11 protein-coding genes are annotated in these 12,730 nt (G+C 58.5%); 6 read left to right on the forward strand and 5 right to left on the reverse strand.

The window, feature by feature from the left end:
• Positions 1-7: 7 nt before the first annotated feature.
• Genes astE through FD428_RS12215 form a run of 5 tightly spaced genes read right to left on the reverse strand, consistent with a single transcriptional unit; the run spans position 8 to position 6,035 of the window.
• Positions 8-976, reverse strand: coding sequence for a succinylglutamate desuccinylase (astE, locus tag FD428_RS12195; RefSeq protein ID WP_114848548.1), 969 nt, complete (start codon positions 974-976; stop codon positions 8-10).
• The gene (astB, locus tag FD428_RS12200; protein ID WP_012132637.1) at positions 969-2,312 is read right to left on the reverse strand and encodes an N-succinylarginine dihydrolase; all 1,344 of its coding nucleotides are present in this window, start codon (positions 2,310-2,312) and stop codon (positions 969-971) included. The genes astE and astB overlap by 8 nt, the downstream gene beginning before the upstream one ends.
• A complete protein-coding gene (astD, locus tag FD428_RS12205; protein WP_071258196.1) occupies positions 2,309-3,787 on the reverse strand; it encodes a succinylglutamate-semialdehyde dehydrogenase in 1,479 nt (492 codons plus the stop codon). Before astD ends, astB begins: the two co-directional genes overlap by 4 nt.
• A complete protein-coding gene (astA, locus tag FD428_RS12210) occupies positions 3,784-4,818 on the reverse strand; it encodes an arginine N-succinyltransferase (protein WP_012132639.1) in 1,035 nt (344 codons plus the stop codon). Before astA ends, astD begins: the two co-directional genes overlap by 4 nt.
• Positions 4,815-6,035 (reverse strand): aspartate aminotransferase family protein, encoded by a 1,221-nt coding sequence (locus FD428_RS12215; RefSeq protein WP_012132640.1) that lies wholly within the window; start codon positions 6,033-6,035, stop codon positions 4,815-4,817. The genes astA and FD428_RS12215 overlap by 4 nt, the downstream gene beginning before the upstream one ends.
• Before the next feature lie 445 nt (positions 6,036-6,480).
• On the opposite strand from FD428_RS12215, the gene xthA reads away from it, so the two are divergent.
• The 6 genes from xthA (at position 6,481) to FD428_RS12245 (ending at position 12,684) form a co-directional block, all read left to right on the forward strand.
• Positions 6,481-7,287: an exodeoxyribonuclease III gene (gene xthA, locus FD428_RS12220; RefSeq protein WP_012132643.1), complete on the forward strand. Its 807-nt coding sequence runs from the start codon at positions 6,481-6,483 to the stop codon at positions 7,285-7,287.
• 9 nt (positions 7,288-7,296) lie between these two features.
• On the forward strand, positions 7,297-7,971 hold the full coding sequence (locus tag FD428_RS12225) for a TVP38/TMEM64 family protein (protein ID WP_012132644.1): 675 nt from the start codon (positions 7,297-7,299) through the stop codon (positions 7,969-7,971).
• Between the two features lie 14 nt (positions 7,972-7,985).
• On the forward strand, positions 7,986-9,149 hold the full coding sequence (locus tag FD428_RS12230) for an ABC transporter substrate-binding protein (protein ID WP_114848549.1): 1,164 nt from the start codon (positions 7,986-7,988) through the stop codon (positions 9,147-9,149).
• On the forward strand, positions 9,122-10,657 hold the full coding sequence (locus FD428_RS12235; protein ID WP_114848550.1) for an ABC transporter permease subunit: 1,536 nt from the start codon (positions 9,122-9,124) through the stop codon (positions 10,655-10,657). Before FD428_RS12230 ends, FD428_RS12235 begins: the two co-directional genes overlap by 28 nt.
• The gene (locus FD428_RS12240; RefSeq protein ID WP_114848551.1) at positions 10,657-11,289 is read left to right on the forward strand and encodes an ATP-binding cassette domain-containing protein; all 633 of its coding nucleotides are present in this window, start codon (positions 10,657-10,659) and stop codon (positions 11,287-11,289) included. Before FD428_RS12235 ends, FD428_RS12240 begins: the two co-directional genes overlap by 1 nt.
• Positions 11,290-11,376: 87 nt before the next feature.
• Positions 11,377-12,684 carry a sulfurtransferase gene (locus tag FD428_RS12245; protein WP_114848552.1) on the forward strand — a complete coding sequence of 436 codons (1,308 nt, stop codon included), beginning with the start codon at positions 11,377-11,379 and terminating at the stop codon, positions 12,682-12,684.
• The last annotated feature ends 46 nt before the right edge of the window (positions 12,685-12,730 follow it).

A 12,730-nucleotide genomic window follows, 5' to 3' on the forward strand; every position in this document is an offset into this window, starting at 1 on the left:
AAAATAATTACGCGAGTTTTTCCAGCATCAGGCCAGCACGTAAACCACAGGCCACATTAGGGTTAGGAAAGAGAACATATTCAACATCATGGGTAACGCTCACCTGCTCATCGCCATCCTGCGCCAGTAGCGTTCCTTCTTTGAACGGCGTGAAATTCAGCGTCTGGTTATCCATATAGAGAACAAACGCATCGCTGCGGCGTGTAATTTGCGCCACCACGCGATAGCGAACCGGCCTTATTCCCCCTTCCATCGGCTTTTCTCCCGCCAGCAACGTCGCCAGCGCCTGCGCGGTAGGGGTAAATTGCGTCAGATCGTTGTGCCCAAACGGCAGCGCTTTGCCCAGCTCCAGCGTGCAGGACAACGCGCCAAAATGCTCACAGCTAAAATGCGTAAAGGTGCCGCCCGGCGTTTGATGAAAAACCAGCGCCTCCAGCCCTGCCGCCCCCAGCCATGACAAAAAGTGTTCATCCCAGGGGATCGACCGTTGCGGCAAGACGCCAAACCGAACGTGGCGGGAGCCGCGAATCGCAGTATGCAGATCGAGATGCCAGCGTATCCGCGTTTTGCGGCGGGAATAAAAATCCTCCAGCAGCTGTTCCAGCTCGCGGGCGCGCAGCGTTTCCCCGCTCTCCTCGAACATCTGCCAGCGCCCGCCGAACATACGGTTCATATCGCTATGGCAATAGCGTACCCCCTCGGCCAGCGCCGGAGGATTCCCCAGAATCACCAGCAATCGCCAGCGCAGGGGGATTTTCCCTTCAAACAGCGCCGAAAGGAGTGCGTCCAGCATTTCCACAGGCGCCGTTTCATTGCCGTGGATGCCCGCAGAGAGCACCAGAGCGCGGTCAACCTCAACGGCAGGCGTAAGTTCAAGCACACCAGGCATCTGCCAGCGCCAGTGAAAGCTCTCCGTTTCCCCTTGCGTAATATCGGGGGATATTCCTGCCAGCGTCTGCGCCAGAAAGTTATCCATTCCCTGCCCCCTCCTGCTGGAAGGGATACACCGATCCCAGGTTAAGCAGTTGCGTCAGCGTATCAAGCGCCTCCCGCCCTTCACGCAGCAATTGCGGATCGGCCAGATCGGCGGCGGTGAGGCGGTCGCGATAATAGCGATCCACCCAGTCATTGAGCGTGCTGAACAGGGTATCGTTCATCATCACCGCCGGATTCACCGCCCGCAGCTCATCCTCGGTCAATACCACGCGCAAGCGTAAACAGGCCGGGCCGCCGCCGTTCGCCATACTTTCGCGCAGGTCGAACACGCGCAGATCGCTGATGGGGTTATCAGCCGCCAGCAACGCGTTCAGATACCGCCACACACCGGCATGTTCCCGGCACTCCTGCGGCAGAACCAGCACCATCGAGCCGTCATCGCGGCTTAAAAGCTGACTATTAAACAGGTACGTGGCGACGGCATCCTGCACGGAAACCTCCCGGGCAGGCACCTCAAGCGGCATAAATCCCGCCACGCGCGACCGGAGCTGGCGCATCAGCTCGCCCTGCTTTGCGAACGCCTGTTCATGGCAGAACAGCACCTGGCGGTTCGACACCGCAATCACATCGTTGTGGAATACGCCGAGATCGATAACGTCTGGGTTCTGCCGGGCAAAGATAACCTGATGCGGATTCACCTGGTTAAGACGCGCCACCGCTTCACTGGCCTCGCGGGTTTGCCGCGCCGGATAGCGCACCGGACGCGTGTCAACGCCCTCTTCACGCCCATAGACAAACAGCTGAATGCCCGGCGCGCCATAATCACCGCCGAGCCGGTTATGGTTGGCAGCGCCTTCATCCCCCAGCAGCGCCACCTGCGGCAGCGCGTCGTGCACTGCGAAAAACTGCGCGTCGCGGAAGATGGCCCGCAACAAAGACGCCGTGGTCGGCGCCTCCAGCGCGCGGTGAAATTTGTTGTTCAGGTTCGCCACCGTCAGATGCACTTTGCCGTCAAGCGCGTCCGCTGAAGGACATACCGTCGCCGCATTCGCCACCCACATCGGCGAAGCGGAGCTGACGCTGGAGAGCCAGTGAGGTGCCTGGCGCGCCACCTTCTCCAGCACCTGCTCGTCCTGCCCGCTAAAACCTAGCTGACGAAGCACGGGAATAAACGGCCGCTCGTGCGGAGGGATGACCGCCTGAGGGAACCCCGCATCCGCCAGCGCTTTCATCTTGAGTAAGCCCTGCTTCGCCGCCAGGCGGGGATTCGACACCTGAAAGCGGTGCTGTATCGACGCCTCGTTACCAAAGGACAGCCCGGCATAGTGGTGGGTTAACCCCACCAGGCCGTCAAAATTCACTTCATGCGCTTTCATACCGGTTCCTCGCGAGAGAAGTCCAGCCCCGGACTGAGCGAATCGGGCAGTACAAGCGTCGGCGATTCCAGGCTCGCCATCGGCCAGGCGCAATAATCTGCCGCATACCAGGCGCTGGGGCGATGGTTCCCCGACGCGCCAACGCCGCCAAACGGCGCCGTGCTGGCCGCTCCGGTCAGCGGTTTGTTCCAGTTAACAATACCCGCACGCGCCTCCAGCAGTAGCTGGTCGAACTGCTTACGATCGGGAGACACCAGCCCGCACGACAAACCGAAGCGGGTGTTATTCGCCATACGAATGGCTTCATCAAAGCGCTCATAGCGCCAGACGCTCAATAACGGGCCAAACACCTCGTCATCCGGGACCTGCTTCACGCCGGTCATTTCGATAATGCCCGGCGTTAACAAGGACGTTCCCGCTTTCAGCATACGTGGGGCCAGCAGCGTTCGTCCGCCCATCGCCTCAAGACGCTGCCAGGCCTCATACACATGACGCGCAGCCGGTTCGGAAATCAGCCCGCCGATAAACGGCTGCGGTTCATCATCCCACTCACCCGGCGTTAAACGCTGACTCACCTCCAGCAGGCGCGCCAGAAACGCATCGCCCTGTTCCCCGCGTTTCACCAGCAAACGGCGGGCGCAGGTGCAGCGCTGTCCGGCGGTGACAAACGCCGACTGAATCGTGAGGTGTACCGCCGCATCAATGTCCTCTGGATTCTCAATGATGAGCGGGTTATTCCCTCCCATTTCCAGCGCCAGGATTTTTTCCGGTTGCCCGGATAACTGACGGTGCAACTGATACCCCGTATTCGCGCTGCCGGTAAAGAGCAGGCCGTCAAGCGCGTCCAGCGCGCTGAGCGCCTGTCCCGTTTCGCGCCCTCCTTGCACCAGGTTGAGTACGCCAGGCGGCAACCCCGCCTGTTGCCACAGTTTCATCACCGCTTCGCCAGTCCACGGCGTTAGCTCGCTCGGTTTAAAAATCAGGGTATTTCCGGCCAGCAGCGCCGGAACGATATGGCCGTTGGGTAAATGGCCGGGAAAATTGTATGGGCCAAACACCGCCAGCACGCCATGCGGACGATGGCGCAATGTCGCCGCCCCGTCCGGCAATTCGCTTTGTTGTTCTCCCGTCCGGGCATGGTATGCCTTCACCGAGATAGCGATTTTATTGATCATCGCCGTCACTTCCGTCGCCGCTTCCCAGCGAGGCTTCCCGGTTTCTCGCGCAATGATTGCCGTCAACTCCGCTTTATGAACCTCCAGCAAGGCGGCAAATTTTTCCACGATGGCCTGTCGCGCGGCGAAAGGCAGCCTGGCCCAGGCCGGAAACGCCGCACGCGCCGCACGCCCTGCCTCAGCGACCTGTGTCGCATCCGCGTCGCTGCCCTGCCAGAGCACTTCGCCATTCACCGGATTCGTTTTGACCCGGCGCTCCCCCTGACCAGTTACCCAGTCGCCATTTATCCATAAAGTCATGCGGTTTTCTCCTCAGCGCAAAGACGTACCAGACGAACGCGATCTCCCGCGTGGCATTTGAGCGCATCAAGTTGCGCCGCAGTCAGCACCAGACGTTGCGTATCCGGGTCGGTGCGAATCAGCATGGCGCGAAAGTGATGATAATTTTCATTGGCGACCAGACACGCCGGAAACTCGCCCGGCGCGGGCTGGCCTTCCACCACGTCCAGCAGGCGGCTTTTACGGATTGCCCGAACCCGATCAATGTCGCACTCCAGCGTCGGGCCGCCGTCGAAAATGTCGATATAGTTGCGGTAGCGGAAACCTTCTTTCTCCAGTACCGTTCTGGCCGGCGCCGTTTGCGGATGTACTTCGCCAATCACCGCCTGGGCTTCTTCCGATAAGAAATGGGTGTAGATAGGGTGCTTCGGCATCAGTTCAGCAATAAACGCCTTCTGCCCGGTGCCGCATAAATAGTCTGCCCGGCTGAATTCCATGGAAAAAAAGCGTTCTCCCAGGCTTTCCCAGAACGGCGAGTAGCCGTGTTCGTCGATCACGCCACGCATTTCCGCCACAACCTTTTCATTAAATTTGTCGCGAAACGCCGCCATAAACATAAAGCGTGATTTAGAGAGTAAATAGCCGTTGCCCTCTTTACGCCAGTCTGGGTCGAGGAACAGCGTGCACAGTTCGCTGCTCCCGGTGTGATCGTTACTGAGGAACAGCGTCGGCAGCGCGTTATAGACATTCAGCTCTTTAGAAGCATGCACCAGCGTGCCAACGCGATAGTTGTACCAGGGATCGTTCAACCCCACGGCCACCTCAATCGCACAAATTCCCGCAACGCTTCCCGTATCGCTGTCCTCCAGCACGAACACGTAACCCTGTTCGCTTTTCGGCAGTTCGCCACGCCACGTTTTTAGCGCGCGCTCAATACGCGACGTCAGCGTCGCTTCATCTGCTGGCAGAGAGGTCAGGCCGCCGCCGGTTTTACTGGCAAGCTGCATCAACGCACTGACATCACGTCGTTCGACGGGGCGGATCACCATCATGACGAACCTCCTGCTTTGATGCGTTCACAGGCCAGCGCAAAGCGATCCAGCCCGGTTGCCACTTCCTCTTTGCTGACGTTTAACGCAGGTGCGAAACGCACCACGTTAGCGCCCGCAATCAGCACCATCACTCCGGCTTTTGCGGCTTCCTGTGAAATAAGTTTAGCTTTTCCGGCAAACTCAGCCTCCAGAACACAGCCAATAAGCAGCCCCAGTCCACGAATTTCACTGAACAATCCGAAGCGTTCATTTATGGCGTTCAGGCGTTCGACAAACCCGTCATGGCGTTGCTTAACGCCGTTCAGCATTTCCGGCGTATTGACGATTTCCAGCAGCTTTCCCGCCACCGCAGAAGCCAGCGGGTTGCCACCGTAGGTGGTTCCGTGAGTGCCTACCGTCATCACGCTGGCGCATTTTTCAGTGGCCAACAGCGCCCCGATGGGGAAACCGCCGCCCAGCGCTTTCGCAGTGGTGAGCAGATCGGGGGTGACGCCATAATGCATGTAGGCATACAGCTCGCCGGTACGCCCAACCCCCGTCTGTACTTCATCAAAAATCAGCAAGGCATTGTGTCGGTCGCACAATTCGCGCAGCCCCTGTAAGAATGCTTTCGTGGCCGGGAGCACGCCCCCTTCGCCCTGCATGGGCTCCACGATCACCGCGCATGTCGTGTCATCAATCAGTTCGCTGGCCGCGTTGAGATCGTTATACACGGCATGGCGGATATCCGGCGGCAGCGGAGCGAAATCCTGTGAATACGCAGGCTGCCCGCCTGCGCTGACGGTAAACAGCGTGCGGCCATGAAAGGCATTTTTGAATGCCACAATCCCGCTTTTATGCGTGCCAAAACGATCGTGCGCATACTTACGCGCCAGTTTCAGCGCCGCTTCGTTGGCCTCCGCGCCGGAGTTACAGAAGAAGACGCGTTCAGCAAAGGTGGCGTCAATCAGCATCTTCGCCAGTCGCAGCACCGGCTCATTGGTGTAGCCATTTCCGGTATGCCAGAATTTGCTCGCCTGCTCATTCAGCGCCTCGCGTAAAGCCGGGTGCGCATGGCCGAGCGCATTCACCGCAATTCCCCCGGCGAAGTCGATATACTCTTTCCCCTGCTGATCCCACAGGCGTGAGCCTTCTCCACGAACCGGAATAAAAGGTGCCGGGGCATAGACCGGCATCATCCATTCATCAAAATTTTCACGCGTAATTGACAGAGACATAGCGACCTCTTCCGGTAAATAAAAGGTTATTTATATGTTAATAAAATGAGTGTTTGCGCTGTAAATGTAGATTGCACTGTTCGTGCCAGCCAGAGGAAAAAATGCATAAACCGGTTTTAGAAACGAAAAATCAACGGGTTACAACCCGCCGGCATTCACTATTGCTGCATAAAAAGTGAATATATTTGCGAAGAAAAGAACAAATAAGAGGAAAAATCGAAATATTATTCAGTCGCCAAATATAATTCTGGAATTGTGATCGTAGACGAAATTTATCGGAAATTATTGCATCGTTATGACGCACTCCGCCCTGAAACAGTGCAGTTTTTGCTCCATCGTTAAGACCATTGGCAGTTATCGTTTGATTCGCGCGACAAGTGGCAGTCAGCCCGTCTAATTTCTGCTACCATCCTTGCACTATTCACCTTGCAAAGTGGCAGCGACTATGAAATTTGTCTCTTTTAATATCAACGGCCTGCGCGCCCGACCTCATCAACTGTCAGCCATTGTCGACAAGCACCAGCCTGACGTGATCGGCTTGCAGGAGACAAAAGTTCACGACGATATGTTTCCTCTCGAAGAGGTAGCAAAGCTCGGCTATAACGTCTTCTATCACGGACAGAAAGGCCATTACGGCGTCGCGCTACTGACCAAAGAGACGCCTGTTTCTGTGCGCCGTGGTTTTCCCGACGACGGCGAAGAGGCGCAGCGCCGTATCATCATGGCGGAAATCCCGTCGCCGCTGGGCAGTATCACCGTCATTAACGGTTATTTCCCGCAGGGCGAAAGCCGTGACCACCCGCTGAAATTTCCGGCAAAAGCGCAGTTTTATCAGAACCTGCAAAACTACCTGGACAACGAACTGAAACGCGACAATCCGGTGCTGATCATGGGGGATATGAATATCAGCCCAACCGATCTGGATATCGGCATTGGCGAAGAGAACCGCAAACGCTGGCTGCGTACCGGTAAGTGCTCCTTCCTGCCGGAAGAGCGCGAGTGGATGGATCGCCTGATTAACTGGGGGCTGGTGGATACCTTCCGTCACGCGCACCCGGAAACGGTCGATAAATTTTCATGGTTTGATTACCGCTCAAAAGGTTTCGACGACAACCGGGGGCTGCGCATCGACCTGCTGCTGGCGAGCAATCCGCTGGCCGAACACTGCGTTGAAACCGGTATTGACTATGAAATCCGCAGCATGGAAAAACCGTCCGACCATGCGCCCGTCTGGGCAAAATTCCGGGTCTGATAAACGCAGGTGAACGCGAAAAAACGACTGCTCTCAGGTTTTTTAATCATCTGCATCGCCGGGGTGGTGTGGGCTTTGCCCCCCGGTTTTCTCTCCCTTGATACCCTGAAACGCTATCACACGATGCTGGCGGCCTGGCAGCAACAGTCGCCATTCCTGAGCGCCGGTCTCTATTTTCTGGTCTATACGCTGGTGGCGGCCTTATCGATTCCCGGCGCTGCGCTGCTGACGCTGCTCGGCGGCGCGCTATTCGGACTCTGGCAAGGAACGCTGCTGGTCTCCTTCGCGTCAACCCTCGGCGCTACGCTCGCCATGCTGGCCAGCCGCTACTTGTTGCGGGAGTGGATCTCCCGCCGGTTCGCACGCCAGATGCAAACCGTAAATCATGGCATGGCGCGCGACGGCGCCTTTTATCTGTTTGCGCTGCGCGTAATGCCGCTGTTCCCCTTTGTTCTCGTTAATTTACTCGCCGGGTTGACGTCAATCCGCGTACGTCAATACTGGTGGATCAGTCAGGCGGGCATGTTTCCGGCAACGGTGATTTATCTCAACGCCGGACGCCAGCTCAGCCAGTTGACATCAATACGCGACATCATTTCCCCCGGTATGCTGGCGGCCTTTGCCCTGCTGGGGCTGTTACCACTGGCCTCCCGTTGGCTGGTTAAGCGTTTTTTACGATCCTAATTTCAGGAGCGATCATGCGTCGTACTCTATTACTGGCGGGTCTGCTGTTGACGGGCCATGTGCAAGCCGTCGAAAACTGGCAGGCGGTGAAAGATGAAGCCAAAGGTCAGACCGTCTGGTTTAACGCCTGGGGCGGCGACAATGCCGTTAATCAGTATCTCGACTGGGTCAGCGGCGAGATGAAAACGCATTACGCCATTAACCTCAGGATTGTCCGGCTTGCGGATGCCGCCGATGCCGTGAAACGCATTCAGACAGAGTCCGCCGCCGGGCGTAAAACCGATGGTTCCGTCGATCTGCTGTGGGTAAATGGCGAGAACTTCCGCACGCTGAAAGAAGCCGGACTGCTGCAAACCCACTGGGTGGAAACGCTGCCAAACTGGCGCTATGTCGATACGCGCAAACCGGTACGCGAGGATTTTTCCATGCCGACGCAAGGGGCGGAGTCACCCTGGGGCGGCGCGCAGTTAACCTTCATTGCTAACCGGGATATTACGCCACAGCCGCCGCAAAGCCCGCAGGCGCTACTCGCTTTTGCGAAAGCCCATCCCGGTACTGTCACCTACCCACGACCGCCGGATTTTACCGGGCCGGCGTTTCTGGAACAGCTGTTACTGGCGTTAACCCCTCAACCGGATGCGCTCAAGGTCGCGCCGGATGACGCGACGTTCGATTCCGTCACCGCGCCGCTATGGGCATACCTCGATGCGCTGCATCCCAGCCTGTGGCGGAAGGGAAAAGACTTCCCTCCCTCTCCCGCCCGGATGGACGCGCTGCTGCAAGCCGGTTCGCTGCGCCTGTCTCTGACGTTTAATCCCGCTCATGCGCAGCAAAAGATCGCCAGCGGCGAACTGCCCAAAACCAGCTACAGTTTCGGTTTTTCACAAGGCATGATTGGCAACGTGCATTTTGTCACGATCCCGGCGAACGCCCGCGCCAGCGCAGGCGCAAAGGTGGTTGCCAATTTCCTGCTCTCCCCCGACGCGCAGTTGCGCAAAGCCGATCCGGCGTTCTGGGGCGATCCTTCCGTGCTTGACCCGCATAAGCTGCCCGCCGGGCAGCGGGAAGCGTTACGGTCGCGCATTCCTGACGGGTTGCCGCCTACGCTGGCGGAACCGCATGCCGCATGGGTGAACGCGCTGGAACAGGCATGGCTACGCCGCTACGGTACGCAGTAACCCTGCTAGTCTGGGGCGTGATGGCGGTCATCTGGCTGCCGCTGGTTCCTGCCGCATTCACGCTTATCACGCCCGCGCTCTCCGCTACGCACTGGCTGGCGCTGTTTAGCGATCCGCAACTCCCGCAGGCGCTGCGGGCAACGCTGGTCTCCGTCACCCTGGCGGCAACCGGCGCGCTGGCTATTGCGCTGACGATCGTCGTCGCGTTGTGGCCTGGCGCAAAATGGGCGCGTCTTTGCGCCCGCCTCCCCTGGCTACTGGCCATTCCCCATGTGGCCTTTGCCGCCAGCGCCCTGCTGCTTTTTGCCGAAGGCGGGATGCTTTATCGCCTTTTCCCCTCGCTCACGCCGCAGATGGATCGCTATGGCATCGGGCTTGGGCTCACGCTGGCCGTCAAAGAGAGCGCCTTTCTGCTCTGGGTCCTGTCGGCATTATTAAGTGAAAAACAGCTTTCACAGCAGGTCATCGTGCTGGATACCCTGGGCTACAGCCGTCTGCAATGCCTGAGCTGGCTGCTGTTACCCGCCGTTGCGCCAGGATTAGGCGCGGTGATGCTGGCGATTGTCGCCTGGTCATTATCGGCAGTGGATGTCGCGATGATTCTGGGGCCGGGCAATCCACCTACGCTGGCAGTGTTAAGCTGGCAATGGCTGAGCCAGGGCGACGCCGACCAACAGGCCAAAGGCGCTCTCGCCAGTTTACTGCTCGTGGCGTTGCTTATGCTTTTTGCTCTGTTCGGCTATCTCATCTGGCGGGGATGGCAACGTACCCTTCCTGCCATCAACGGTCTTCGCCGCCAGCGCTTATCAGGCAGAAGCGGAAAAACGTTGGCGCTAACGCTGCCGTTAAGCGGCATACTATGCGTGGCGCTGCTGGCTTGTATGGCTGAACCCGCGTCGGTGAACCGCGAAGCGCTGGTGAACAGCCTGCAAATGGGGCTGGCGTCCGCCGTGCTGGGGTTGATGACGCTGTTCTTATGGCTGGAATGGGGGCCGCAAACCGGGCACCGCTGGGTCTGGCTGCCAATATTGCTGCCTGCGCTGCCGTTGGTCGCCGGGCAATACACCCTGGCGCTGCTCACCGGGCAAGACGGCCAGTACGCTACCGTTATCTGGGGGCACCTGCTATGGGTTATCCCGTGGATGTTATTCGTCCTCAAACCCGCCTGGCAGCGCATTGACCCACGGCTGGTGCTGATCGCGCAAACGCTGGGCTGGACGCGGGTTCGTATCTTCTGGCGCATCAAGTGCCCACTTTTACTGCGCCCCGCATTGTTTGCCTTCGCGGTAGGCTTTTCCGTCAGCATCGCCCAATATATGCCGACACTCTGGCTGGGCGCCGGACGCTATCCTACGCTCACCACAGAAGCCGTGGCGCTCAGCAGCGGCGGCAGTACCACAATTCTTGCATCGCAGGCGCTATGGCAACTGCTGTTACCCCTGCTGGTTTTCGCGCTGACGGCGCTATGTTCACGCGTCATTGGCCACTATCGTCAAGGACTCCGCTAATGCTCATCGTTCAACATCTCACGCTGCGCCAGGGCAATCACCGCTTATTGAATCAGGTCGCCTTTCAGGTCAAAAAAGGTGACGTTGTCACGTTAATGGGGCCTTCCGGTAGCGGAAAGTCTTCGCTGTTTTCGTGGATGGTCGGCGCACTGCCGTCTCAGTTTCAGGCCTCCGGCGAGCTCTGGCTCAACGAACGACGCATCGATACGCTCCCCACCGCGCAACGTCAAATCGGTATTTTGTTTCAGGATGCCCTGCTGTTTGACCATTTCAGCGTCGGGCAGAACCTACTGCTGGCGCTGCCTGCCGCGATAAAAGGGGCGGCCAGACAAACGGAAGTGCGACATGCTCTTGAGCGCGCCGGGCTGGACGGGTTCAGCCACCGCGATCCGGCGTCATTGTCCGGCGGCCAGCGCGCCAGGGTGGCCCTGCTTCGCGCGCTGCTGGCGCAACCGCAGGCATTATTGCTGGATGAGCCGTTCAGCCGACTGGACGCCGGGCGCCGCGACGCCTTCCGCCGATGGGTCTTTGCCGAAGTACGGCAACAAAACATTCCGGTGGTACAGGTGACGCACGATATCCAGGATGTCCCTCCCGGCGGCACGGTACTCCAGATGGAGGCGTGGGCGTGAATATGCCGACAAACTGCGTTAACGCAAAGTTTTTCCCTGCCAGCCAGCAGAGAATGGCGCCCTCTTATTTTAACGTCGGGCTATTCGATGAAACGTGTTTCTCAAATGACCGCGCTGGCACTGGCTTCAGGACTCGCCTGCGCTTCCTCCTGGGCTGCTGATATGGCGCAGTCGCTTACCTTCAGCCAGCTACAGCAAAAACAGGGCGCCGCGATTGATACGCGCCAGAGCGCTTTTTACAACGGCTGGCCGCAAACCCTTAATGGCCCTTCCGGTCACGAACCTTCCGCACTGAATCTGTCAGCCTCCTGGCTCGATAAAATGAGCGACGAGCAGCTCGCCGCCTGGCTGCAACGGCATCAGCTCAGGAAAGACGCCCCGCTGGCGCTGTATGGCAATGACAGTGGCGTACAGGCGGTGAAATCACGTTTACAGAAGGCAGGCTTCAGCCAGATTGCTACGCTGAGCGATGCACTGACCGATCCTTCCCGACTGCAAAAGCTCCCTCACTTCGAGCAATTAGCATACCCACAGTGGTTGCATGCCCTTCAACAAAACCAGCCGGTTACGGCTAAACCGGCGGGAGACTGGAAGGTGATTGAAGCAGGCTGGGGCGCGCCGAAATATTATCTGCTCAGCCACATTCCCGGCGCCGGATACATCGACACCAATGAGGTGGAAAGCGAACCGCTGTGGAATAAAGTCTCTGACGCGCAGTTGAAAGCGATGCTGGCGAAACACGGTATTCGCCATGACACGACGGTTATTCTGTATGGCCGCGACGTGTACGCTGCGGCGCGCGTTGCGCAGATTATGCTCTATGCGGGCGTGAAGGACGTTCGTCTGCTCGACGGCGGCTGGCAAACCTGGTCCGATGCGGGTCTGCCGGTTGAACGCGGCATGCCGGCTGACGTGAAGCCGGAACCCGACTTTGGCGTGGCGATCCCGGCGCAGCCGCAGTTAATGCTGGATATGGAACAGGCCCGCGCCCTGCTGCACCGTCAGGACGCATCGCTGGTCAGCATCCGTTCCTGGCCGGAATTTATCGGCACCACCAGCGGATACAGCTATATCAAGCCAAAAGGCGAAATTGCCGGCGCGCGCTGGGGACATGCGGGCAGCGACTCCACGCATATGGAGGATTTCCATAACCCGGACGGCACCATGCGTAGCGCAGAGGATATCGCCGCCATGTGGAAGCAGTGGGATATCCTGCCAGATCAGCACGTTGCCTTCTATTGCGGCACCGGCTGGCGCGCCTCCGAAACGTTTATGTACGCGCGGGCGATGGGCTGGAAAAACGTCGCCGTGTATGACGGCGGTTGGTACGAATGGAGCAGCGATCCGAAAAATCCGGTGTCCACCGGCGAGCGCGACCCGGACAGCAGTAAGTAGACATAATGCGCCTGATGGCGCTGCGCTTATCAGGCCTACGGGAAAG

The organism is Citrobacter sp. TBCP-5362, from assembly GCF_005406305.1.
Taxonomy (GTDB): Bacteria; Pseudomonadota; Gammaproteobacteria; order Enterobacterales; family Enterobacteriaceae; genus Citrobacter_B; species Citrobacter_B koseri.

Bases quoted from the DNA above. Each gene is read 5' to 3' on its own strand.
- astE (WP_114848548.1), bottom strand. From the start codon at position 976: ATGGATAACTTTCTGGCGCAGACGCTGGCAGGAATATCCCCCGATATT.
- astB (WP_012132637.1), bottom strand. From the start codon at position 2,312: ATGAAAGCGCATGAAGTGAATTTTGACGGCCTGGTGGGGTTAACCCAC.
- astD (WP_071258196.1), bottom strand. From the start codon at position 3,787: ATGACTTTATGGATAAATGGCGACTGGGTAACTGGTCAGGGGGAGCGC.
- astA (WP_012132639.1), bottom strand. From the start codon at position 4,818: ATGATGGTGATCCGCCCCGTCGAACGACGTGATGTCAGTGCGTTGATG.
- FD428_RS12215 (WP_012132640.1), bottom strand. From the start codon at position 6,035: ATGTCTCTGTCAATTACGCGTGAAAATTTTGATGAATGGATGATGCCG.
- xthA (WP_012132643.1), top strand. From the start codon at position 6,481: ATGAAATTTGTCTCTTTTAATATCAACGGCCTGCGCGCCCGACCTCAT.
- FD428_RS12230 (WP_114848549.1), top strand. From the start codon at position 7,986: ATGCGTCGTACTCTATTACTGGCGGGTCTGCTGTTGACGGGCCATGTG.
- FD428_RS12235 (WP_114848550.1), top strand. From the start codon at position 9,122: ATGGCTACGCCGCTACGGTACGCAGTAACCCTGCTAGTCTGGGGCGTG.
- FD428_RS12240 (WP_114848551.1), top strand. From the start codon at position 10,657: ATGCTCATCGTTCAACATCTCACGCTGCGCCAGGGCAATCACCGCTTA.
- FD428_RS12245 (WP_114848552.1), top strand. From the start codon at position 11,377: ATGAAACGTGTTTCTCAAATGACCGCGCTGGCACTGGCTTCAGGACTC.